We start from the raw sequence: 23,418 nt of genomic DNA, 5'->3' as shown, positions 1-23,418 counted from the left end.
ATGCCGTTTGTGCATAGGCCAGTGTTTAACAGCATTGGCCCAAAAAGTTCTACAAGCCTAGCATTCGCAGCGTTCCGGCCAGTTCCGGGTCCATATTGAGATGATTTCCGTCATGTCCTCTGCTGCATCATTCCGTACCGAAAAAGACCTGCTTGGCGTACTCGAAGTACCGGCTCAAGCGTATTACGGCATCCAGACCCTGCGAGCGGTGAATAACTTCCGCCTCTCGGGCGTTCCGATTTCGCATTACCCGAAATTGGTGGTCGGTCTGGCAATGGTCAAGCAAGCGGCCGCTGACGCCAACCGCGAGTTGGGCCAGCTCAGCGAAGCCAAGCACGCTGCCATCAGCGAAGCCTGTGCTCGTCTGATCCGCGGCGATTTCCACGAAGAGTTCGTGGTGGACATGATTCAAGGCGGCGCCGGCACTTCAACCAACATGAATGCCAACGAAGTCATCGCCAACATCGCGCTGGAGGCCATGGGTCACCAGAAGGGCGAATACCAGTACCTGCACCCCAACAACGACGTGAACATGGCGCAGTCGACCAACGACGCCTACCCGACCGCGATCCGCCTGGGTCTGCTGTTGGGCCATGACGCGCTGCTGGCCAGCCTCGACAGCCTGATCCAGGCGTTCGCCGCCAAAGGCGCCGAGTTCAGCCATGTGCTGAAAATGGGCCGCACCCAGTTACAAGACGCCGTGCCGATGACCCTCGGCCAGGAATTCCGCGCTTTCGCCACTACCCTGGGCGAAGACCTGGCGCGCCTGAAGACCCTGGCACCGGAGCTGCTCACCGAAGTGAACCTGGGCGGCACCGCCATCGGCACCGGCATCAACGCCGACCCACGTTACCAGGCCCTGGCCGTACAACGCCTGGCCACCATCAGCGGCCAGCCGCTGGTACCGGCGGCCGACTTGATCGAAGCCACCTCCGACATGGGCGCCTTTGTACTGTTCTCCGGCATGCTCAAGCGTACCGCCGTGAAGCTGTCCAAGATCTGCAACGACTTGCGCCTGCTGTCCAGCGGCCCACGCACCGGCATCAACGAGATCAACCTGCCGGCACGCCAGCCAGGCAGCTCGATCATGCCCGGCAAGGTCAACCCGGTGATTCCGGAAGCGGTTAACCAGGTGGCATTCCAGGTGATCGGTAACGACCTGGCCCTGACCATGGCAGCCGAAGGCGGACAATTGCAGTTGAACGTGATGGAGCCGCTGATCGCCTTCAAGATCTTCGACTCGATCCGCCTGCTGCAACGCGCCATGGACATGCTGCGCGAGCACTGCATCGTCGGCATCACCGCCAACGAAGCACGCTGCCGCGAACTGGTGGAGCATTCCATCGGCCTGGTCACCGCGCTGAACCCGTATATCGGCTATGAAAACGCCACCCGCATTGCGCGTATCGCTCTTGAAAGCGGGCGCGGCGTGCTGGAACTGGTGCGTGAAGAAGGCTTGCTCGACGACGCCATGCTCGACGACATCCTGCGCCCGGAAAACATGATCGCTCCACGCTTGGTCCCGCTGAAGGCCTAAGCGTTTGTTGCACCGCTCACCAGGTTGAGGGACTAGACACCTCTCACCTTTTGAGGGCCTGAAGGCTCGTTCTTCAGGCCCTTTTTTTTGCCTTGAGGTTGCTCCATGACGCCCATAAAAAATCTAATATCGCACCGCAAACCTTCCTCCCCTTCCGCGACCGCGCTGAAACCTTTAATCGCCCCGTGCAGACGGATCACGCTCGCCTAGGTATAGTGCCGCCCCTCTTCGCGTCTGCGGCTGTCGGTAACGAGGCCCGGGAACCACGCGAAAGCGCATGAATAACAACACCCGCAAAAGGATGGGGATCGAGCGTCGTGCACTGCCTGGTGCCGAGCGATGCGTCGGACCGTCCTGCGTTTGCCATTAGAAAAATCAGCGAGGAACACTCCATGCTCGAAGTCATCAACGACTTCCTCTCAGGGAAAGTACTGATCGTGCTCATAGTCGGGCTCGGCGGTTATTTCACGATCCGCTCGCGTTTCGTGCAGTTGCGTCACTTTTTCCACATGTTCTCGGTGTTTAAAGACAGCCTCAAGAGCAGCGCCGGCCAACTCAGCTCGTTCCAGGCGCTGATGCTCAGCCTGGCCGGCCGCGTGGGTGCCGGTAACATCGCCGGTGTCGGCATTGCCGTGACGTTGGGTGGCCCGGGTGCCGTGTTCTGGATGTGGGTCACCGCGCTGGTGGGCATGTCTTCGAGCTTTATCGAGTGCTCCCTCGGCCAGTTGTACAAGCGCACCGACGCTGAAGGCACCTACCGTGGCGGCCCGGCGTATTACATCCAGCACGGCCTGCACAAGCGCTGGCTGGGGATGGTCATGGCGTTCCTGCTGCTGGTGACCTTCGGCTTTGCCTTCAACGGCCTGCAAGCACACGCTGTCACCCACTCGCTGAACAACGCCTTCGGCCTCGACACCACCTACACCGGCCTCGCGCTGGCGGTGTTGCTGGGCCTGGTGTTCATCGGCGGGATCAAGCGTATCGCCTCGATCGCCGACCTGCTGGTGCCGGTCAAGACCCTGGTCTACATCGCCGTGACCCTGTACGTGATCGTGCTGCAATTCGACCACGTACCGGCCATGCTCGCGACCATCGTCAAGAGCGCGTTCGGCCTCGACCAAGCCTTCGGTGGCCTGGTGGGCAGCGCGATCATCATGGGTGTAAAGCGCGGCGTGTTCGCCAACGAAGCAGGCTTGGGCAGTGCGCCTAACGTGGCGGCAGTGGCGTCGGTAGAACACCCTATCGCCCAAGGCGTGGTGCAAGCGTTCAGCGTGTTCCTCGACACCTTCGTGATCTGCACCTGTACTGCGTTGCTGATCCTGCTGTCGGGTTTCTACACCCCAGGCTTTGAAGGCGACGGCATTGCCCTGACCCAGAACTCCCTGGCGGCAGTAGTGGGTGACTGGGGCCGCATGTTCATCTCGGTGGCCCTGGCGTTGTTCGTGTTCACGTCGATCATGTACAACTACTACTTGGGCGAGAGCAACCTGCGCTTCCTGGTCGGCAACAACCGCAAGGTGCTGATGGGTTATCGCGCTTTGGTGCTGGTGCTGATTTTCTGGGGCTCCATCGAGAACTTGAGCACGGTGTTTGCCTTCGCCGACATCACCATGACCATGCTCGCGTTCGTCAACCTGTTCGCCCTGGCGTTCCTGTTCAAGATTGCCATGCGCATCCTCAACGACTACGACAACCAGCGCGCGGCGGGTATCAAGACCCCGGTGTTCGATTCCAGCCAGTTCCCCGACCTGGACCTGGACCGCAAGGCCTGGCCGGCCAACCCGGTGAAAACCGAAGCGGCCCCGGCAGTTGAACTGAGCGCTCAAGCGCAACGTTAATCACGGCTAGATGACACGCCGCCCGGCCTTGGGCATGCTCTGGGCCCGGCGGCGTTTTTCGTTCAGGAGATTTTCGATGCAATCAGCTAATAACGTGATGGTGCTCTATACCGGCGGCACCATTGGCATGCAGGCCAGCGCCAATGGCCTGGCACCCGCGTCTGGTTTTGAAGTACGCATGCGTGAACAGTTCGCCGACGCCGACCTGCCCGCGTGGCGCTTCCGGGAAATGTCACCACTGATCGACAGCGCCAACATGAACCCCGCTTACTGGCAGCGCCTGCGCAGCGCCGTGGTCGAGGCGGTAGACGCCGGCTGCGATGCCGTGCTGATCCTGCACGGCACCGACACCCTGGCCTACAGCGCGGCGGCCATGAGCTTCCAACTGCTGGGCCTGCCGGCACCGGTGGTGTTCACCGGTTCGATGCTGCCCGCCGGTGTGCCCGACAGCGATGCCTGGGAAAACGTCAGCGGTGCGTTGACAGCCTTGGCCGAAGGGTTGGAGCCGGGTGTGCACCTGTACTTCCACGGCGCGCTGATGGCACCGACCCGCTGCGCGAAGATTCGCAGTTTTGGGCGCAATCCGTTTGCGGCCTTGCAACGCAAGGATGACTTCGCCCGTGCCGAAACCCTGCCGGCAGCGCTGGATTACCGTCAGCCCAAAGCCTTGGCGAACGTCGGCGTACTGCCGCTGATACCCGGTTTCGACGCTGCACAGCTAGACGCAATCATCAGCAGCGGCATTCAGGGCTTGGTGCTGGAGTGCTTCGGCAGCGGCACCGGGCCGAGCGATAATCCGCAGTTCCTCGCCAGCTTGCAGCGTGCGCAAGATCAAGGTGTGGTGGTGGTCGCCATCACTCAGTGCCATGAAGGCGGTGTAGAGCTGGATGTCTACGAGGCCGGCAGCCGCTTGCGGGGCGCCGGCGTGTTGTCCGGCGCAGGCATGACCCGCGAAGCCGCGTTCGGCAAGTTGCACGCCCTGCTCGGTGCCGGCCTTGCCGTCGAGGAAGTGCGGCGCCTGGTAGAGTTGGACCTGCATACCAACCCAGCTTGAACGCCCAAGACAGCCCTACATAAGCACTGCTATTCCCTGCTTGCTGATACCTAACATGGAAAACCCGAGCCTGCTCTCGGCTTTTTCCATTGATCGGCAAGACAGGGATGCCCGCATGACAACCTCCAACTCCACACCCTCGCAGCAAACGCCTCCAGACACTGAAACACACAAACTGGCCACTCAACTGTCCGTCGGACCTTCGTTTCGTGAAGCAGCTCGCGAACTGCTGCGCCAGTCTTTACTGGAGAAATACCCAGACCTGGACATCGACCCGGCCATGACACTGATGGGCACTCCCACCTGGGAGCTCATCGATGACCAGATCGTGCCAGGGCCAACACGCTATGAAACCTTGAGCAGCATCCTGGCCCGGCAGGCCATCCTCAAGGTGCCGACGCTGTGCGTCGAGGGCAATCACTTCCTGACCCTGAAGCCGTTGACCACCCCCCCGCTTCATTTACCCGTGCGTATTGTCGAAATCGCCAATCTTATCAATACCCTGGCGCCGGTGGTCTACCGGGCCTTTCAGGAACAGTTGGTAACGTTCTGGAACCAGAGCAACGGCAACGGTCCTCGCTGGCAAACACTCACCCAGAGCCTGCGCGGGGCCTGGAATGTGCAACACGTCGATGCCTGGACCGACGAAGACTGCACGATGGCCCGAACGCTGTTTCATGCACCCACCCGCTCCGCTCGCCAAGGCAATAACCCTTATGGCAGCCGCGCTTATCTGATTGATGCCGACCTGGTAAAAGGTTCCAAGACGCAGCACACCGACCAAGTATTCATGACCGTGCTCGAGGGCAAACTCGAAGACAAAACCCTGATCCTCTGTTACTCACCCTTCAAGGGATACGAGAAATACGACACCTACCAACAGCTAGGCGATTCGTTGAAGGATCACCTGGAGCAACCGGAGGCTTTTGATCGCCTGGAGTGGCGCCTTTATGAACCTGACGGCGATTTTTTCGAGCACGCTGCCTGCAAGCTGATCGCCCTGCAACTTGAGACTGTGGAAAACCTCAAAACCGGGGATTACAAACAGCCCAGCGCGAAACACCCGCCCCTGCAAACACTCCCGATGCCTGCCGAAAAAGCCATCGCCAAAGGGCCGGGCCCAGGCTGGTATCAAACCCAACTGCCGGACTGGCTGACCGATGCCTCTGCCAGCGATCAGTCGCTTTATTCACGCCACCTCAAGGACTTGGCCTCGCTCAATAGCCTGAATGCCGGCAAGACCTACGATGACGGTATTCCCAGCATTCATCAGTTCGCCTTGGACCAGTTGAAAATCGAGCTGCTCAAGGACCACCCGACGCTGCATTACCTGAAGCTCGACAAGCTGAAAATCCAGGTCAAGAGCCTGGTGGTATGGGGCCTTTTCACCGTGCCCGGGCAGTTCGAAACCACCACGTTCAGCCTTGCCGAACTGGCCCTGCAAAACCTGATTGCACTGCCCACCGGTAATAAAACGTTGCTGAGCGACATCCGCCAATCCATACCGGATCGGATAACCGTGGCTTACCTCGAAACACTGATCAGCCGCTGTAATATCGGTGTCACGTACCCTGCATTGATCCGCAGCAAACTGCTGGATGACCCGGCCGAGGCGTCACGTCGCAAAAAACTGTACCGCGATCACCTGCGAGTCCAATTGCCGATGCTGGCCTTACAGCACAAGATTCGCCGCATGGGCGGGATTGACGAGCGCGGCTACCGCTACGTTGTGGCTGTGATGCAGCCTGAAAGCGGCGACCATTACGTCGACGGCAAAGCCATCATGGTGCGACGCCTGAGCTTCAACCCCAAGCGCCGGCTCATCAACGGCAACGATGACGTCACCAATATGTACATCATCGGCCCAGAAAATGCTCAAGACGGCCCTTGCCTGCTATACCGCCCGTTGTTTGAACCCGCGTTGCTGCAATACCCATCACCGGCAAACTTGCTGTATGCCATCAGCCAGTCGCGCACGTTGCGCGATTCGGTGATTAGCTGGCTACCGGACGCGGTGCGTAACCACTACGCCAATTATGTCTTTACCAGTCATTGGCCGTCGCCGTGGGTCATCGCCGACTTTCTGGTAAACCCCATCGAGCTATGGACCTATAGCGGTCCCGTGAGTCTTGGTGAGGAGAGCCTCAACGGGGATATGTTCAAGACGCTGTTCGAGAGCAACGCCAAAGCGCTGATTGAACTGGCGGACCGCCAATCGGTATCGAATGCCGAAAGCCGCTGGGACACGCTAAAGCAGGCCGGTTGGGTGCTCTTCAATGCCGCACTGCCCTTTATGGGGCGCGTCGCAAGCACTAGCGCGTGGATCTGGCAAATCGTCGAACAGCTGGAAACTTTTGCCCAGGCCCATGAGGAGGGCGACAAGCCTGCACAATGGTCTGCGCTGACCGATGTGCTGCTTAACCTGGGTATGGCGATCACCTTACACAGCGCACAGCGCAGCAGACCTAAGTTCGAGCCGGCCAGGATCGAGCCCACCAAAGTCAAGACGACCGAGCTTGCGCCTGAAACGCCGGGCCCCTCCAGCACGATAAGCTTCACCGTCGAGCAACTGCCTGAGCGAACCTCGCTGGCCCCGCCTCCCGATCACGAGATCGCACTGAACACGAGCGGCGCAATCAACCGCACGCCAGCGCTGGAAACCTCGATGCTTGAAAGCTTTAAAACAGAAAAGCCCGCTGACCTCGGCGCCGTCATAGACCAACCGGCTGCTGACCGCTACCTGTATCAGTCAGGAGAGCAGCACTACGCTCCCGTCGGCGAAAACTGGTTCATGGTGAAAGTGGACGACGATAAAAACATTGTTGTCATTGACCCCAACCAGGCCAACCGCATCGGCCCCATACTGATTCACAACGCTCAGGGCGAATGGTCCGTCGACCACCGGGTGCGCCTGCGCAAACCCAGTACCGATCGGTTGAAAAATACCGCCAAGGACCTTGCGATCACCGAAGCCGACGCATCGCGCAGTAAATTGAAAGCGTTTGAAAGCGCGAAGAAAACCCAGCAGCGCCTACTGCAAGAAACCCGCAAAGCAATGGACGAGGCCCCCAGTACCAGTGCCCAAGCCAAACGCCAGGCCTACCTGGACACGCTCGATGGCCAATCGGAAGACTACGAACAAGCACGGCAACACCTGATGACCATCGCCGTCTTCACCTCGGAGCCTGAATTCCAAGTAAAAGCCATTGGCTATCTACAGGCCCAACTGGCGCTCAATGAAGCAGGGGTAAACGAAGTACTTGTCCCCTTTACTTCAAAACTTTCGCCCGTTCTGGAACAGCTCCCAATCCATGCACCGCCACCTCATACCAGCGATATCGCGGACTACCAACAGATCGTCGAGATGAGCGACAGCATGATCAAACGCCTGGATTACGCTCAGTCACGCTTCACCGAACTACGCAAATTCGGCCCGGCCGGATTCGACGTGATCAGGGAGAGCAAGCGCAAACTGCCCCGCTATATGAGCGACGATCTCAGGGCCCTGCAGGTGACGTTGGCGCGTCACTTGTGCCTGACCCCTGAATCCCTCGCAACCGAACCCCATGCCTGGGAGATGCTCAACAACACGCTCGACAGTGCCGACGTCGCGGTACAGACCCTGCGTGACACCCTGGATGAGCGAAGCGAATATCGCCTGGACGAGCGTATCGATGCCTTGAGCAATCTAGTGGAGCAGTTCAAGTTCATCGATGAGCGCTTGAAGGACTTTTCTCAAGAGTTCTCCGAACAGATCCAGGCCCAACCCCTGGAACGCCTGAGTCGATCGCTGCAAGGGTTCGCCAACCGCGCCAAGGCGGCACTTGTCCCTCTGCACGAAGAACAGAAACTGACGCGAATCAGGCCCACCCCTCCCCCTGCGCTACCCAGGCCGCTGAAAAAATTTATCCAGACACGCTACAACGGCGTGTTGATTGGCGAACCCCGCTTGGACCCCATAGGGACCGTATCAAGGTTCGTTGATATCAAGACCCCGATAACCGGCCAGGTCCTGGCCACCTTTCATGAGAAGACTCCGGGTATGTGGGTCGAACACATCGAAACGCCCCCGGCACAGGCCACATCCGCAACGCTCACGCTCCACGACGCCACCACCGCGGGCGAGAAACTACTTGCCCAATTGCCGAAGTTTCAAGAACGCGCCAGCCAACAAGCCAACGATACCTCGCGCACGGCCATCGGCATCGAGTACATGTTTCACCAGCACGCCTGGTTGCTCGAGCGCAGCGAGCAAGATATTGACGAGGCATTGATCAAAGCCAAAGTCACGGCACAAACCAAGCAATCCAGCGCAGACCTGCGCAAACGACTCAAGGCTGCCACAAAAGCACTTTACGCACGAGCCACTGAAACCGTGGCAAAGCTGATCAAGCAACAGCCACCCACCATTGCCCATGTCGACTGGCTCATTAACCACCGCGAAATTGCGATCAAAAAGGTCACGACCCGGCAGCCTCTCAAGGGCGCCACTTGGAGCTATCAAGATGAGTATGCCGTCATTGATCTGTCTACCAGCAAACCCCTCTGGTATGCACATTTCCAATACTCGAGCGCCCACGCTTCACTTAACAGATTTCTCCATGCACGGTTGAAAACACCAGCAGAACAACAGCTCAAAGAGGTGGCTGACACGATCACCGACTTAAACGCAGAGGAACAACTCAACTACTACCGCAGCTCCATCAACCTGACGCAAGCCCAGCGCTTGTTTTTCCCGCCAGAGGTCTATTGACCTCCCCCTCGCGCAACGGCACATAACTTGCTCCAGCCTGGCAAACCCAGGCTGGAATCGATCATGCTGCATTCACACCTGACCACCCTCAATGCGATCTCGCTGATACTGGAGACGTTCAAGCCTGACGGCATACCCAGCCAAACCCTGCTGGCCGGCAGTGGCATCAGCAGCGCCGACCTGGGCCGCGCCGATACGCGTATTACCACTCATCAGGAAATGCGCGTATGCGCCAACGCCGTGGCGTTGCGCCGGGGTATCGGCTTGGAACTGGGCCGGCGCATGCATGTGTCATCCTACGGCATGCTCGGTTATGCACTGCTCACCAGTGCCACCTTCGGTGACGCTTTGCGCCTGGCCCTGCGCTACCCGGCGCTGTTGGGAACACTTTTTGAACTGAGCCTGGAGGAGGACGGCCAGCGTGTCTGGTTCAGCGCCAGTGACTATCGCGAAGACCCAGCCCTGCACGCCTTCAATGTCGAGTTCTGCCTGCTCTCGCTGAAAGTCATCGGCGACGATCTGCTCGGCCAACCACTGCCATTACTCGGCGCGCGCTTTGAATACCCAGCGCCCGACTATCGAGCACGCTACGCCGAACGCTTCGACTGCCCGCTGCAATTTGGCGCCGCCAGCAATGCCTTTGCGTTCGACCGTGACTGGCTCGATCAACCCCTGCCGCTGGCCGACGCCGTCACCCACTGCGCCATGGTGGAACGCTGCCGGCGGCAGAATGCCGAGTTCACCGGTCGCCAGGCCTGGCTGGGGCGTGTGCGCCTGTTACTGGCCGCGCAACTGAATGCCGCTCCGGGCCTGGAGGGACTGGCAGGGCAGATGAACTGTTCAGCACGTACCCTGCGCCGGCATTTGCATGATTTGGGCTGCAGCTATCAGGAGTTGCTCGACGAACTACGCTTCGAACGCGCCAAACAGTTGCTGGGGGAGGATGAACTGCCGATCTACCGGATCGCCGAGCAACTGGGCTTCAGCGAGACCGCGAGCTTCAGGCATGCGTTCGTGCGCTGGAGCGGTGTGGCACCGAGTCAGTTCAGGCCTTAGCAAGGGGCGAATAGCGGACAGACACATTGGCCATATCGATCCCCTTTTGGCCGCTCCTGCCGTTCTCCAAAACCCGGCGTCTGGCAACACTGCAAGGCATACCCCAGAGCCTTCGGAGAACAACAACATGCTGACGATCTACTCGGACGATCATCATTTGCACCATGGCCGCTGTGAACTGATGGACGGGCAACTGATGCCCTGCTTCGAAATGCCCTCGCGCGCCGACCATGTGCTGCAACGGGTCAAGGCGCGGGAGCTGGGGCCCGTGCAAGCACCGCTGGACTTCGGCCTGGCACCGCTGCAACGTATCCACAGCCGCGACTACCTCGACTTCTTCAAAGGCGCCTGGCAGCGCTGGACCGAATACGACCAGGACGGCGATCTGTTGCCCTACACCTGGCCTGCGCGCACGTTGCGCCGCGTGATGCCCACCAGCCTGCACGGCCAGTTGGGCTATTACAGCTTCGACGGTGGTGCGCCGATTACAGCCGGCACCTGGCAAGCGGCCTACAGCGCAGCACAAGTTGCCCTCACCGCCCAGGCCGCTATCGCCCAAGGCGCCCACAGTGCCTTCGCGCTGTGCCGCCCGCCGGGGCATCACGCCGCCAGCGATTTGATGGGCGGTTATTGCTACCTCAACAACGCGGCCATCGCAGCCCAGGCATTCCTTGATCAGGGCTGCAAAAAGATCGCGATCCTCGATGTGGACTACCACCACGGTAACGGCACGCAGTCCATTTTTTACGCGCGCAGCGACGTGCTGTTCACCTCGATTCACGGCCATCCGGAGGCAGAGTTTCCGTTCTTCCTCGGTTATGCCGATGAGCATGGCGAAGGCGAAGGCGCGGGTTTCAATTTCAACTATCCGTTGCCGGCCGGGTCCGGCTGGCAGGCCTGGAGCGCCGCGCTGGAACAGGCCTGCGCCGAAATCGAGTGCTACGCCGCCGACATCATCGTGGTGTCCCTGGGTGTGGACACGTTCAAGGACGACCCTATCTCGCAGTTCAAGCTCGACAGCCCGGACTACCTGACCATGGGCGCACGCATTGCCCGCCTGGGCAAACCCACGCTGTTCGTGATGGAGGGCGGCTACGCGGTGGAAGAAATCGGCATCAACGCCGTCAACGTGCTGGAAGGTTTCGAGGAAGCAGCCCAATGAACATACTCAAGTCGCTCGCCCTGTGCGCCGTGGTTGTCAGCGGCGCAGCCCAGGCCGAAGAAAAAACCCTGAAGGTCTACAACTGGTTCGACTACATCACGCCCAAGGCGCTGGAAGACTTCAAGGCCCAGCACCCGTCGATCAAGCTGGTGTACGACATCTTCGACACCAACGAAGCCCTGGAAGCCAAACTGCTCACCGGCAACTCCGGCTATGACGTGGTGGTGCCGTCCAACGTTTTCCTGGCCAAACAGATCGAAGCCGGCGTGTTCCAGCCCTTGGACCGCAGCCAGTTGCCGAACTGGAACCATCTTGACCCCAAACTGATGAAGCTGATCGAAGCCAACGACCCCGGCAATCAATACGCCGTGCCCTACATGTACGGCACCATCCTGATCGGCTTCAACCCAGCCAAGGTCAAGGCGGCCCTGGGCGACAACGCCCCCGTGGACAGCTGGGACCTGATCTTCAAGGAAGAGAACATCAGCAAGCTCAAGCAATGCGGCGTCGCACTGCTGGACTCGCCCTCGGAGATCCTGCCCCTGGCGTTGCAGCACTTGGGCCTGGACCCCAACAGCAGCAACCCCAAGGACTACGACAAGGCCGAAGCACTGTTGATGAAGATCCGCCCGTACATCACTTACTTTCACTCGTCCAAGTACATGGCCGACATCGCCAATGGCGACATCTGTGTCGCGGTGGGTTATTCCGGCAGTTTCTCCCAGGCCGCCAACCGTGCCAAAGAGGCAAAAAACGGCGTCTCCGTGGACATGCGCCTGCCCAAAGAGGGCGCGCCGATCTGGTTCGACATGCTCGCCATCCCCAAGGGCGCGCAAAACCCACAGGACGCCTATACCTTTATCAACTACTTGCTACAGCCCGAGGTTATTGCGCCCATCAGCGATTTTGTCGGTTATCCCAACCCTAACAAGGACGCGACCGAACGAGTCGATCCGACCATTCGCAACAACCCCAACCTCTACCCGACCGAAGCGGCGATGGCGACGTTGTATACGTTAAAGCCTCTGGGGCGTGATGCGGAGCGCGCCAGGACCAGAGCCTGGACCAAGATCAAATCCGGCACGTGAAACACTGGCGGGCGTAGATGCGCCTCGACGTATCTACCGCCCTCGACGCAACGCAGCTCGCTACTTTGCTCATTTGCGAAGCCCGTCCGGGCCATCGAATGCAGAGGAGCTGCACATGCCCAATGACACCGCTAATAATCACCGCCCGCCCAGTACCTATGAACTGCTTACCCAGTTAACCACCGGCCCCACCGCCCGGGAAGTTGCCGCCGCCACACTGCGCTCTGCACTCAAAGAGCTGTATCCCAACCTGAATATCGACCCCGATCTGGCCGTGGTAGTCAGCCCTCAATGGGAGGTGGTCGGTAACGCCGTCGAGCGCGCGCCCGCTACTGTGGAATCACTCACCTCGGTGCTTGCTCATCAGGCACTGTCCAGCGACAGGGTGACCTACCTCGACGGTCAACACTTCCTCACGCTACAACCCAACGCTACGGCTCCCGTACACCTCGCGGTGAAAATCGATGCCATTGCACGTCTGATCAACGAGTTATCAGACCTGCTGTTCGCCGCGTTCCAAGAGCAGCAGCTGGACTTCTGGAACGCGTCCAATGGCGCAGCCGGCCCACGCTGGCAGGCCTTCTCCAGCGCGTTGAGAAACGTGTGGAACATCACCGAAGAGCAAGGTCTGGATGAGCACGAATGCGCCATGGCCCGCACGGTTTTTCATGAGCCCGACCGAGCCAGGCGCTCGCTGAAAGACCCCTATAAAACCCATGCCTACCTGGTTGACGTGGATATTCTTGAAGATGGCCAGTCTACCCACCTCTACTTCCTGGACCTTACCGTATTGGTGGGCGAACACGAGAACCGCCCGATGGTGCTGACGCACTCGCTTGTGAGCGGGTATGAGACGTTCGAGTCATTGGCCCAGTTCGGTGCTTCGCTGCCGGCAAGGCTGAATGCACCAGAGCAGGACGCTACCTTGCAATGGCGCTTGTACGAGCCTGATGGCAACTTCTTCGATGCGCTGGCCTGCACGCTGATCTCGCTGCAAATCCAGGTCATTGGCAGCCTCGGCGGGGCCGGCCTGCAGGATCAGCCGCCCGCCCCAACTGTCGCCCGGATCGTGCCGAGCATCGAAGAGATGAGCGATCACCAGTTGTCGAATATTCGCCAGATTCACCAACAACTCCCGGACTGGCTGACCTCGGCGACGGACTCCGATACCGCCGCCTACAGCCGCTATATGATCGACCTGGCCCAACTGCACACCCATTACCACGGCGAAACATTCCAGGACGGCATTCCGTCTATTCGTGACTATGCCCGGACTCAGTTGCACAGCCATATCCGCGTCCCGGAAAAGGGCGTGAGTCTGAATCTGGATAAGGTCGAGGTTGTGATTGAAAGCCCGGTTCTGTGGGGCACATTTGTCATTCCGGGTGCCGTCGACATCACTCGTCGTGACCTGATCGACCTGGCCCTGGAAAACCTTACCGGCTTGCCTACCGGCAACGCGACCGTGCACTACAACGGCAAGGACAACGGTGTACCCACCTGGCTGACTTACCGCTTTCTGAAAGACGTCATAGAAGACATTGATATAGGCCAGAACTACCCAGCCCTGGTCAAACAAAAACTGCTCGATGATCCGCTGCAATCGCGCCATCGACAGCAGATCTACACCCGCCACCTTCAGGTGCAACTGCCACTGCTGGCCTTGCAGATGAAAATCCGCGGCCAGGGCGGCGTCGATGAACGCGGTTACCGCTACATCGCCGCGGTGATGCACAACGAAGAACAGGAGCGCAAAGTAGATGGGCAGCCCATTGTCATTCGCTGCCTGGCCTTTGTGCCCACCTTGCGCCCCGGCCATGAGCAAGACGTGGTCGCCAATATGTTCGTGATCGGCCCGAGGCATTCCGACGCCGGCCCCTGCGTGCTTTATCGGCCCCTGCTCGAACCGACGCTGATGCAATTTGCATCGCGGCAAAACCTGCTGTACGCCATCAAACATGACCGTACCTTGCGCGAGTCAGTGCTGGCCTGGCTGCCCGACGCGCAACGCTTCAACTATGCACAATATGTGTTCCCCGACACCCTTCCCTCGCCCTGGACCGTGGTGCGCGCACTGGTTGAGCCGCTTACCGTGCTGTACATGAGCGGCCCCGTGACGCTGACCAACGAAGAAATAGGCAATGACGCGTTAGCGACGCTGTTCAAGGCCAATGCCAATGCCATGGTCGAATTGGCAACACGCCAGTCGGTATCCAACGTACAGAAACGGTGGGCGACCTTTCGACATGCAGGTTGGCAAATATTCAGTGCCGCGCTGCCGTTCATGGGCCGCACCCTGGGAGTCGCCGCCTGGATCTGGCAAATCATGGACGACCTGCAAGCTGCCGAGGAGGCCGTGAACAAGGATGACCACTCAACGGCCTGGACTGCGTTGGTGGATGTATTCCTCAACCTGGGAATGGCGCTGACTCTGCATATAGCCCTGCGCCATCCGCGACCTCGAAAGCAGTTCGATGCGGCCAGGATTGAGCCTGAATCCGAACAAACGACAATCGAAACGGTGAGCAAACCGCCGGTTGCCGAGAAAAAATATACCTGCGTGCAGCAACCGGATATTCCCGACAATCAACTACCTGCCAAGCATGAAGGTGCCGTACACACGCGCGGCGCCCTGAGCCATAGTCGCCTGGGACTGGCCAGAACACTCGACAGTTTTAATGTTGCCAAACCCGATAAGCTTGGCGAGCAAAATAAAACCCCCGGCCGCCACCTCAATCTCTATCCACTCGCGGATCGGTGGTTTGCACCCGTTGGTGAGCGCTGGTTCGAAGTCATCGTGGATGACAACGACAGTGTCATTATCATCGACTCCAAATCTCCCTTGCGTACAGGCCCGCCGCTGATCGGCAACCTGGCGGGCCAGTGGTTTGTCGACATCCGCCTGCGACTGCGCGGCGGCGGTCTTAGAAACCGCCGGCGGGCGGTCAAGGTCGATCAGCCTGCGCGCATTGCAGCACTCAAGAGGCAGCTCAACGCCTTTGACGCCGTCGCCGCCAGTCAACAACTGGACGTGCTTGAATCAAAGCCCGCGCTGGACGCTACCCCGGGGCCGTCCACGGACCTGCAGCGTACAGCGTTCATCGACAAGGTCGACAGGCGGCTGGCGGCGTACGACGAAGCGATCAGCCAGCTGAAGTCCTTGAGCATCATCGACACCGTACCCACCTACCAGAGCAACATGAGCGGTTACCTGAAACAACAGGTGCAACTGACACAGATAGCCATGGAGCAACAGGTGAAGAGCTACAAGAAAGCCTTGACGGCGTCGTTGCCGGTTCTTGATGCGGAGGTAGACATTGACTATAAAAACCAGGCAAAAATCGCAAAAACCCTGTCCACTCAGAACCTTGGCATCATCAGGCGGCTGGAATTCATCAACGACCGCTTCAACGAACTTAAAACCCTGGGAGATGAAGGCGCGGCGATCATTCGTAAAACCATACGAGAGTTGCCGCAGCTCACGCTCATTGAACTCAAATCTCTTGAGATTGGCTTGGGCCGTTACTTGTGTATCGATGAGACGCAAAGCCAGGTTCCAGCCACCGTGCGTGAGCGAATGGGCCAGATCGTCGATTCAGCCGAAATCAACGTTGAAAGTTTCAGTGAGATTATTGAACGCGGTAATGGCGCCTCGCTGGATAATCGTATCGAGGTGCTCAACAGCCTCGTTGAGCAATTTTCCAGCGCCGACCAACGCCTGCTGGATCTGCATGCCGATTACCCGCAGCACTTGCTCAAACCCCGCCTCGAACGTTTTCGCCTGCAAATAAGCGAGTTCAGCCAACGGGCCATCCACGACCTGGCCTACCTGCTGCGAGAGAAAAAAGCCCAGCAGCCCAAGCCCGGCAGCTCCAGGGCCGAGCCCGCCCCAAGGCGTAAAGTGATCAAGACACGTCATCACGGCTTGGTGATGGGTGAGCCCCGCGAAGCAGACAGTTCGTTGGTCGACGTCAAGGCACACATGACCGGCAAGGTGCTCGCCACGTTTCATGAGAAGGCACCGGGAGTCTGGGTTAAACGGCAGAAAGCCCCATCGCAGCCAAGCGCACCGGTAGCTGTGGATCTGGACACCAGCATCAACACGGGGCAAGCGCTATTGGATGGCGAACAAGCTGAAACCCGTAAATACCAGGGTTTCTCCAGGAAACCCTGGCATGCGCCGCAGGATATTCAAGACATGTTCGATGATCATGCAAAGGCGCTGGAAAAAGCCTCAAACGATATCGAAGAAGCCCTGACCCAGCGCAATCTTACTGAAAGCGATCACGCTTCTGCCGCCTCAACCAAGCGCCAGCTCAACGACGCGGCGCAACGCCTCTATCGACTTGGTAAAAAACACTACATCGACATGATCAAGCATCAAGCGCCAACCGCCGAACGGGTTGACTGGCTCAACAGCCAAGGGTTGATCCGCATCGTCAAGGTCATCAGCCGCCGCCCCCTCAAGGGGCCCAAAAAGGACTATCTGGACGAGTACGAGATTCGCGACAAAGAAAACGGCACTGTGCTGTGGTACGCGCACTTTCACTATGAAACAAAAGATGCCGCGCTGGAAAACTTCACCAAGGATCACCTCAAGACCCGCGAGCAACAACGTCTAGGCGGTGCCTATCAGCGCACCGGCCCCAGTGACTGGGACATGATTGAAATCCATCGCAGCAGCATCGGCGCCCAACTGGCCCAGTCGCTGTTCTTCAACACCTGATCGGCTTATGGCAGCCAAGCCAGACGCAAACGCTCCAGCGCCTGCGCAATGCCCGACTCAGGCACGGCAGCAAACCCCAGCACCAGGCCGGCGCGTTGATCCGGCGGTGTGCTGGAGTCTGGCAGCCAATAGGTGCTCAAGCCGTTGATCTCTACACCGACTGCATGAGCTTGCTTTAGCAATTGTTGCTCGCGGGACACGCTGTCGACACGCACCGTCAAGTGCAGTCCCGCTGCAACGTTGGGCAATGGGCCAACACCGGGTAATGCCTCTGGCCATTCAGCCAACAAGGCATTGCGTCGGCTCAACGCAGCACGGCGCATCCGGCGAATGTGGCGCTGGAAATGCCCCGCCGCCATGAACTCGGCCATCACCGCCTGGGTGCTGACTTCGGAGTGACGCACGTCCACCGCGCGGCGCCGGGTGAAGGCTTGCACCAGGCCCGGTGGCAACACCAGGTAACCCAGGCGCAACGCCGGGAACGCCACCTTGCCGAAGGTGCCCACGTACAGCACGCGGCCATTGCGATCCAGCGCGGCCAATGGTGACAGCGGCGCGCCGCTGTAGCGGTACTCGCCGTCGTAATCGTCCTCCACGATCCAGCCGCCTGAACGCTCGGCCCAGGCCAGCAATTCCAGGCGGCGTGCCAGGCTCATCACCACGCCCAGCGGATACTGATGGGAAGGCGTGACATACGCCACGCGGCAATCATTGAGGGCACTGAGCACCTGGCAATCCATGCCCTCACCGTCCACCGGCACGCCGTGCAGTCGCCCCCCGGCCAAAGCGAATGCATGGCCGGCCGCGCGATAGCCAGGGTTTTCCACCGCCACGCCATCCCCAGGCTCCACCAGCAACTGTGCACAAAGGCTGATGGCTTGCTGTGCGCCGCTGGTGATCACAATTTGTTCAGCCGTGCATTGCATGCCACGCGAGCTGCGCAGGTACGCGGCGATCAAACCGCGCAGGCGGCCATCACCTGCCGGGTCGCCATAGCACAGCTGTTCCAGGTCGGGTTTGCGCCAGAACGCCCCATTCAGCTTGGCCCATACCTCAAACGGGAACAGATCGAAGGCGGGTACGCCCACGCGAAATGCCCGAGGCGGCCCCGAAGGCGGCTGAGGCAGGTGGTGGTCTTTTACCCGCGCCAACCCGGCACTGTGGATAACTTCGTCATCCAAATCCTCAGGTAAATTTGCGCATTTTGTGGATAACCCTGGGGATAATCCTGTTGACAACCCTGTGGATACTTTTGTGGATAGTTTTTGGGGCATCGGCAATTGGGCAACATAGGTGCCATCACCCACCCGGCTCTCGATAAACCCTTCGGCATACAACTGGTCGTAGGCGCGCACCACGCTGTTGCGGGAAATCGACAAGGCTGTCGCCAAATCGCGGGTTGCGGGCAACCGCGTGCCGCTGACCAATCGCCCATCCAATACCCGCTGGCGCAGGGCCTCATAAAGCTGGCGCGTGAGGCCCTGGCGGCGGTCCAGCTCGATACCGGCGGGGTTGAAGGACAGCGGTGGCGAAACAGGCGGCATATTGGACCTATGAAAATAGCGCGAGATGGCTCTTACAACGAACCAATAGCCTGCCTAGGATGCAGGCATTCGCCAAGGAATATCTCCATGTACACACCCCGCGCCTTTGCTCTCGATGACTTGCCCGAAATCCAGCAACTGATCCAGCACACCCGTCTGGCGCAGTTGGTAACCGTGGGTGAAAACGGCCTGCAAGCCAGCCACTTGCCCTTGCTGCTCAACCCCGATGAAGGGCCCAACGGCACGCTGTACGGTCACCTGGCCAAGGCCAACCCGCAATGGCGTGAGCTGCAAAATGGCGGTGAAGCGCTGGTGATCTTCGCCGGTGCCGACGCTTATATCAGCCCGGCGTTTTACCCCGCCAAGGCCGAGCACGGCAAAGTGGTCCCGACCTGGAACTACATCGCCGTGCACGCCTATGGCACGCCTGCGGTATTCAGCGACGCCGAGCGCTTGCTCAAGGTGGTCACCGCCCTCACCGACCGCCATGAAAGCGCCCGCGCCCAACCCTGGCGTGTAAGCGACGCACCGGCGGACTACATCGACGGCATGCTCAAGGCCATTGTCGGCTTTGCCCTGCCGATCGAACGCTTGGTGGGCAAACGCAAACTCAGCCAGAACCGCAGCGCCGCCGACATGGCCGGTGTACGTGACGGCCTGGCCGCCAGTGCCGATGTACGTGACCAGACCCTCGCCCGCTTTATTCCCCAAGGAGTTTCAGAATGAGCTTGATCGACATTCGCCAGGTCACAGCCGCCGACCAAGCCGCCTGGCTGCCGCTATGGCAGGCCTACTTGGCGTTCTACAACACCGAATTGCCGGACGCCGTCAGCCAAAGCACCTGGCAACGCCTGATCGACCCCAGCGAGCCGACGCATTCGGCACTGGCCTGGCAGGACGGCAAGGCGGTGGGCATGGTCAACTTCATCTACCATCGCTCCAACTGGAGCATCGAGAACTCCTGCTACCTGCAGGACTTGCTGGTTGACCCAGCCCAACGTGGCACGGGGGTCGGTCGCAAGCTGATCGAATTCGTCTACGCCACCGCCAAGGCCGATGGCTGCTGCAAGGTGCACTGGTTGACCCATGAGACCAACGCCACGGCGATCCAGCTCTATGAGCGCATCGCCGAACGCCCAGGCTTCATCCAATTTCGCAAAGGTCTTTAAGGAGCACTGCATGATCAATTCCCTCGCTGATTGGAAAGGCGTCCCGGCGCCGACTGCGCAACTGCTTGAAGGGCGTTTTATCCACCTGGAAAAGCTCGACCCGGCGCGCCATGCCGATCAACTGTGGCAAGCCCTTGACGGCCCAGGGGCCGATCCGAAGCTGTGGGATTACTTGCCCTACGGCCCGTTCACCGAGCGCAGTGCCTTCGACGCCTGGTTGAACAATCACGCCGCCCACAGCGACCCGTACTTTTTCAGCGTGATCGACCGTGCGACGGGCCAGGTTCAGGGCATCCTCAGCCTGATGTCCATCGTCCCGGCGCAAGGCCGTATCGAAATCGGTCACGTCACCTTCGGCGCACCCATGCAGCGCTCGCCAAAAAGCACCGAAGCGGTGTACCTGCTGGCCAAATATGCGTTCGAGCAGGGCTACCGTCGGCTGGAGTGGAAGTGCAACAACGGCAACGCGCGGTCCAAGTACGCAGCCGAGCGCTTGGGGTTCAGTTTTGAAGGGGTGTTCCGCCAGCACATGGTGGTCAAGGGGCAGAACCGCGATACGGCGTGGTATTCGATCCTGGATTCGGAATGGCCGAAGGTCGGTGCCGGGTTTGAGGCGTGGTTGTCGCAGGCGAACCAGAGTGGTTCGGGCCAGTTGAAGACACTCACAGAGTGTCGGGATTAATGCTCACATGTGTGGGAGCTGGCTTGCCTGCGATACAGACACCTCGGTGTATCAGGCAAACCAGTTGATGCCATCGCAGGCAAGCCAGCTCCCACATTGGAGGGTGGCGACTCTCGGAACTTAGGCTCAGCCAGCCAACTTCTGGGCCAGCACCGCAATATGCTCGGGTCCGATGCCGCAGCATCCACCCAGATGGCTGGCGCCGCGCGCTTGCCAATCGGCCGCCCATTGCAAGTAGCCGGGTGGGTCGAGGTCGTCGCGCAACGGGTCCAGGCCATCGTTGGCCGTGGCTTCCTTGGGTTGCGGTGGGAAAGCGTTGGCGTAGGCGCCGATCTGAATCGCTGCACCTAATCGTTCGAAAGTTGCCCGCGCCGCATCAATGGCCGCGCCGATCACTTCCGGCTGGCTGCAGTTAAACAGCAATACCTGCACGCCCAGTTGCGCCGCCGCCTCGGCTGCGTCCGCCACCGGTTCGCCGGAGCGCAGGCGCGGCACCTCGTCGGTGTCTTCGTCTTTCAAGGTAAACGACAGCCAGAATGGCTTGCCATCTTTAGGCAGCCCGGCATGGATTGCCCGTGCTTCAGCGATCGAGCTCTGGGTTTCCGCCAGCCACAGATCGACATGCGGGGCGAGGCCGTTCACCAAAGGGGTGAGCAACTCACTGACGCGCTCGGCCTGGAACAGATCTGGGCGATAAGAGCCAAACAGCGGCGGCAGTGAGCCGGCTACCTGCACGGCTTTACCGGAGGCCTGCACCGCCCGTCGCGCCAACTCACCGGCCAGGGCGGCGAGCGCCTGCCCTTCTTGAGCAAACCGCGCTTCGCCAATGTGGAACGGCACCACCGCGTAACTGTTGCTGGTGATCACATTGGCACCACTGTCGATGTAGGCCGCGTGCACCGCCTCCACCGCTTGCGGCGCTTCGCTCAAGGCCAGTGCCGACCATTCCGGCTGACGGAACGGCGCGCCACGGCGTTGCAGTTCACGGCCCATGCCACCATCGAGAATTACTGTGCTTACTGCGCCCATATGCTTTTTACTCATATGCTTATGAAAATAACTCACTATGAGAGTCGTTCTTATAACTATTTAATGCGTACCGTTCGGTTAATAACAACCTCTTTTTTATTCAGGTGTTCGATTTTGAAATTCAGACCGCTGTTGGCCCTGGGCCTGACGATGTTGGCTGCTTCAACCCAAGCCTTTGGCGGTGCCACGCTGGATCGTGTCGAGCAGAAGAAAGAGCTGGTCGGCGTGCTGATGGAAAGCTATCCACCGTTTTCATTTCTCAATGACCAGAATCAGCTCGACGGTTTCGACGTGGACGTGGCCAAGGCCGTGGCGCAAAAACTGGGCGTGAAGTTGCGCCTGGAAACCCCGTCCTGGGACGTGATCGCCGCCGGCCGCTGGAGCGGGCGCTACGACATCTGCATCTGTTCCATGACCCCAAGCAAGGCACGCGCCGAGGTGTTCGACTTCCCGGTGGAGTACTACGCCTCGCCCGCCGTGATTGTGGTCAATGCCAAGGACGACCGCATCCACGAAGCCAAGGACCTGAGCGGCAAGAAAGTCGGCCTCACCAGCGCCTCTAGCTACGAAAGCTACCTGAACAAGAACCTGGTGATCGAAGGCGCCGAAGACACGCAGTTGCAGTACCCGTTCGAGGAGGTGCAGATCGCCCCGTACGACACCGACAACGTGGCGTTCCAGGATCTGGGCCTGGGCGCTGGCGTGCGCCTGGATGCGATCCTCACCAACCTGGTCACCGCGCAGCCGCGCCTGACCCAGGACAAGCGTTTCAAGCTCGCCGGTGCGCCGCTGTACTCGGAGCCCAACTCGGTGGCCATCGAGAAAGGCGACCCGCAGTGGGACAGCAAAGTGCGTGAGGTCTTCGCCCAGCTCAAGCAGGACGGCACCTTGAGCGCGCTGTCGCAAAAATGGATCGGCGCCGATATAAGCCGATGAGTTTTCGCCTACGGCTTTACCTGACCTGGGCGGCGCTGTTCGCGCTGTTTGCGAGTTTCTTCCTTAGCTTTGACCTGAAGTTCTCGATCATCCTCGACAAGCTGCCCAACCTGGTCGGCCTGCACCTTGCGCCCAACGGCTTCCTGCAAGGCGCGGCGCTGACGCTGTTCTTGTGCCTGTGCGCCATTGTCGCGTCGTCGGTGCTGGGCTTTATCACCGCGTTGGGGCGCCTGTCCAAAAGTGCCGTGGCGTTCGGCATTGCCAGTTTCTACGCCTCGTTCTTTCGCGGCACGCCGCTACTGATCCAGATCCTGTTGATCTACCTGGGCCTGCCGCAATTGGGGCTGGTGCCAGGCGCCATCGTCGCCGGGATCATCGCGTTGTCACTGAATTACGGCGCCTACCTGAGCGAGATTTTCCGCGCTGGCATCCTCGGCGTGCCCCATGGTCAACGCGAGGCTGCGCTGGCCCTGGGCATGCGCGACAGGGCGATCTTCTGGCACGTGACCCTGCCCCAGGCCATGCGCACCATCATCCCGCCGGCCACTAACCAGTTCATCTCGATGCTCAAGGATTCGTCGCTGATCTCCGTGATGGGCGTGTGGGAAGTGATGTTTCTGGCGCAGTCCTATGGCCGCTCAAGCTACCGCTATATCGAGATGCTCACGACGGCGGCGATCATTTATTGGGTGATGTCCCTGGGGCTCGAATTGATCCAGGCGCGGATGGAGCGGCATTTCGGCAAGGGCTACGTGCGGCGCGGTTGACGTGCAGAATGTGCAATATATTGCAGCGCTCAGGCTGAATAGGCTCAAGGATCTGCAATAGATTGCATATTCATTGT

15 protein-coding genes are annotated in these 23,418 nt (G+C 59.7%); 13 read left to right on the top strand and 2 right to left on the bottom strand.

Annotation, left to right across the window (positions count from 1 at the left end; translation table 11 throughout):
• Positions 1-112 precede the first annotated feature (112 nt).
• From aspA to ACTJLA_RS00955, 8 genes are all read left to right on the top strand, one after another.
• The gene (aspA, locus tag ACTJLA_RS00990) at positions 113-1,537 is read left to right on the top strand and encodes an aspartate ammonia-lyase (RefSeq protein ID WP_003195657.1); all 1,425 of its coding nucleotides are present in this window, start codon (positions 113-115) and stop codon (positions 1,535-1,537) included.
• Positions 1,538-1,929: 392 nt separating this feature from the next.
• On the top strand, positions 1,930-3,375 hold the full coding sequence (locus ACTJLA_RS00985) for an alanine/glycine:cation symporter family protein (RefSeq protein WP_054916993.1): 1,446 nt from the start codon (positions 1,930-1,932) through the stop codon (positions 3,373-3,375).
• Positions 3,376-3,451: 76 nt separating this feature from the next.
• Positions 3,452-4,429: an asparaginase gene (locus tag ACTJLA_RS00980; RefSeq protein WP_440840616.1), complete on the top strand. Its 978-nt coding sequence runs from the start codon at positions 3,452-3,454 to the stop codon at positions 4,427-4,429.
• Between the two features lie 115 nt (positions 4,430-4,544).
• Positions 4,545-9,182 carry a hypothetical protein gene (locus ACTJLA_RS00975; protein ID WP_440840615.1) on the top strand — a complete coding sequence of 1,546 codons (4,638 nt, stop codon included), beginning with the start codon at positions 4,545-4,547 and terminating at the stop codon, positions 9,180-9,182.
• Positions 9,183-9,245: 63 nt separating this feature from the next.
• Positions 9,246-10,238 (top strand): AraC family transcriptional regulator, encoded by a 993-nt coding sequence (locus tag ACTJLA_RS00970; protein WP_440840614.1) that lies wholly within the window; start codon positions 9,246-9,248, stop codon positions 10,236-10,238.
• Between the two features lie 127 nt (positions 10,239-10,365).
• The gene (locus tag ACTJLA_RS00965) at positions 10,366-11,400 is read left to right on the top strand and encodes a histone deacetylase family protein (RefSeq protein ID WP_054916930.1); all 1,035 of its coding nucleotides are present in this window, start codon (positions 10,366-10,368) and stop codon (positions 11,398-11,400) included.
• Positions 11,397-12,488: a polyamine ABC transporter substrate-binding protein gene (locus tag ACTJLA_RS00960; RefSeq protein WP_054896069.1), complete on the top strand. Its 1,092-nt coding sequence runs from the start codon at positions 11,397-11,399 to the stop codon at positions 12,486-12,488. Before ACTJLA_RS00965 ends, ACTJLA_RS00960 begins: the two co-directional genes overlap by 4 nt.
• Before the next feature lie 115 nt (positions 12,489-12,603).
• On the top strand, positions 12,604-17,214 hold the full coding sequence (locus ACTJLA_RS00955) for a dermonecrotic toxin domain-containing protein (RefSeq protein ID WP_054916933.1): 4,611 nt from the start codon (positions 12,604-12,606) through the stop codon (positions 17,212-17,214).
• Between the two features lie 5 nt (positions 17,215-17,219).
• Here the strand turns inward: ACTJLA_RS00955 and pdxR are convergent, their stop codons facing one another.
• Positions 17,220-18,758: a MocR-like pyridoxine biosynthesis transcription factor PdxR gene (gene pdxR, locus ACTJLA_RS00950; protein ID WP_440840613.1), complete on the bottom strand. Its 1,539-nt coding sequence runs from the start codon at positions 18,756-18,758 to the stop codon at positions 17,220-17,222.
• An 87-nt stretch (positions 18,759-18,845) separates the two neighbouring features.
• Between pdxR and ACTJLA_RS00945 the strand changes: the two genes are divergently transcribed.
• The 3 genes from ACTJLA_RS00945 to ACTJLA_RS00935 are packed head-to-tail and all read left to right on the top strand — an operon-like array spanning position 18,846 to position 20,609.
• Entirely contained in the window at positions 18,846-19,484 is a 639-nt protein-coding gene (locus ACTJLA_RS00945; RefSeq protein WP_034129141.1) for an FMN-binding negative transcriptional regulator, read from the top strand.
• A complete protein-coding gene (locus tag ACTJLA_RS00940) occupies positions 19,481-19,927 on the top strand; it encodes a GNAT family N-acetyltransferase (protein ID WP_054916939.1) in 447 nt (148 codons plus the stop codon). The genes ACTJLA_RS00945 and ACTJLA_RS00940 overlap by 4 nt, the downstream gene beginning before the upstream one ends.
• Positions 19,928-19,937: 10 nt before the next feature.
• Positions 19,938-20,609, top strand: coding sequence for a GNAT family N-acetyltransferase (locus tag ACTJLA_RS00935; RefSeq protein ID WP_054916941.1), 672 nt, complete (start codon positions 19,938-19,940; stop codon positions 20,607-20,609).
• Between the two features lie 126 nt (positions 20,610-20,735).
• On the opposite strand, the gene ACTJLA_RS00930 is transcribed toward ACTJLA_RS00935, so the two are convergent.
• A complete protein-coding gene (locus ACTJLA_RS00930) occupies positions 20,736-21,638 on the bottom strand; it encodes a homocysteine S-methyltransferase family protein (RefSeq protein WP_197900106.1) in 903 nt (300 codons plus the stop codon).
• A 114-nt stretch (positions 21,639-21,752) separates the two neighbouring features.
• Between ACTJLA_RS00930 and ACTJLA_RS00925 the strand changes: the two genes are divergently transcribed.
• Together ACTJLA_RS00925 and ACTJLA_RS00920 are read left to right on the top strand one after the other, a co-directional pair.
• Positions 21,753-22,574 (top strand): ABC transporter substrate-binding protein, encoded by an 822-nt coding sequence (locus ACTJLA_RS00925; protein ID WP_034129145.1) that lies wholly within the window; start codon positions 21,753-21,755, stop codon positions 22,572-22,574.
• A complete protein-coding gene (locus ACTJLA_RS00920) occupies positions 22,571-23,341 on the top strand; it encodes an amino acid ABC transporter permease (protein WP_014720547.1) in 771 nt (256 codons plus the stop codon). The genes ACTJLA_RS00925 and ACTJLA_RS00920 overlap by 4 nt, the downstream gene beginning before the upstream one ends.
• Positions 23,342-23,418 lie beyond the last annotated feature (77 nt).

This window comes from Pseudomonas sp. 22072, assembly GCF_052046095.1.
In the GTDB taxonomy this organism is placed as follows: domain Bacteria; phylum Pseudomonadota; class Gammaproteobacteria; order Pseudomonadales; family Pseudomonadaceae; genus Aquipseudomonas; species Aquipseudomonas paracarnis.
Note: the sequence above shows the minus strand (reverse complement) of the source record. Positions and strands in the feature narration are given on the sequence as shown.

Coding starts and splice junctions, on each gene's coding strand:
- aspA (WP_003195657.1), top strand. CDS start 113: ATGTCCTCTGCTGCATCATTCCGTACCGAAAAAGACCTGCTTGGCGTA.
- ACTJLA_RS00985 (WP_054916993.1), top strand. CDS start 1,930: ATGCTCGAAGTCATCAACGACTTCCTCTCAGGGAAAGTACTGATCGTG.
- ACTJLA_RS00980 (WP_440840616.1), top strand. CDS start 3,452: ATGCAATCAGCTAATAACGTGATGGTGCTCTATACCGGCGGCACCATT.
- ACTJLA_RS00975 (WP_440840615.1), top strand. CDS start 4,545: ATGACAACCTCCAACTCCACACCCTCGCAGCAAACGCCTCCAGACACT.
- ACTJLA_RS00970 (WP_440840614.1), top strand. CDS start 9,246: ATGCTGCATTCACACCTGACCACCCTCAATGCGATCTCGCTGATACTG.
- ACTJLA_RS00965 (WP_054916930.1), top strand. CDS start 10,366: ATGCTGACGATCTACTCGGACGATCATCATTTGCACCATGGCCGCTGT.
- ACTJLA_RS00960 (WP_054896069.1), top strand. CDS start 11,397: ATGAACATACTCAAGTCGCTCGCCCTGTGCGCCGTGGTTGTCAGCGGC.
- ACTJLA_RS00955 (WP_054916933.1), top strand. CDS start 12,604: ATGCCCAATGACACCGCTAATAATCACCGCCCGCCCAGTACCTATGAA.
- pdxR (WP_440840613.1), bottom strand. CDS start 18,758: ATGCCGCCTGTTTCGCCACCGCTGTCCTTCAACCCCGCCGGTATCGAG.
- ACTJLA_RS00945 (WP_034129141.1), top strand. CDS start 18,846: ATGTACACACCCCGCGCCTTTGCTCTCGATGACTTGCCCGAAATCCAG.
- ACTJLA_RS00940 (WP_054916939.1), top strand. CDS start 19,481: ATGAGCTTGATCGACATTCGCCAGGTCACAGCCGCCGACCAAGCCGCC.
- ACTJLA_RS00935 (WP_054916941.1), top strand. CDS start 19,938: ATGATCAATTCCCTCGCTGATTGGAAAGGCGTCCCGGCGCCGACTGCG.
- ACTJLA_RS00930 (WP_197900106.1), bottom strand. CDS start 21,638: ATGGGCGCAGTAAGCACAGTAATTCTCGATGGTGGCATGGGCCGTGAA.
- ACTJLA_RS00920 (WP_014720547.1), top strand. CDS start 22,571: ATGAGTTTTCGCCTACGGCTTTACCTGACCTGGGCGGCGCTGTTCGCG.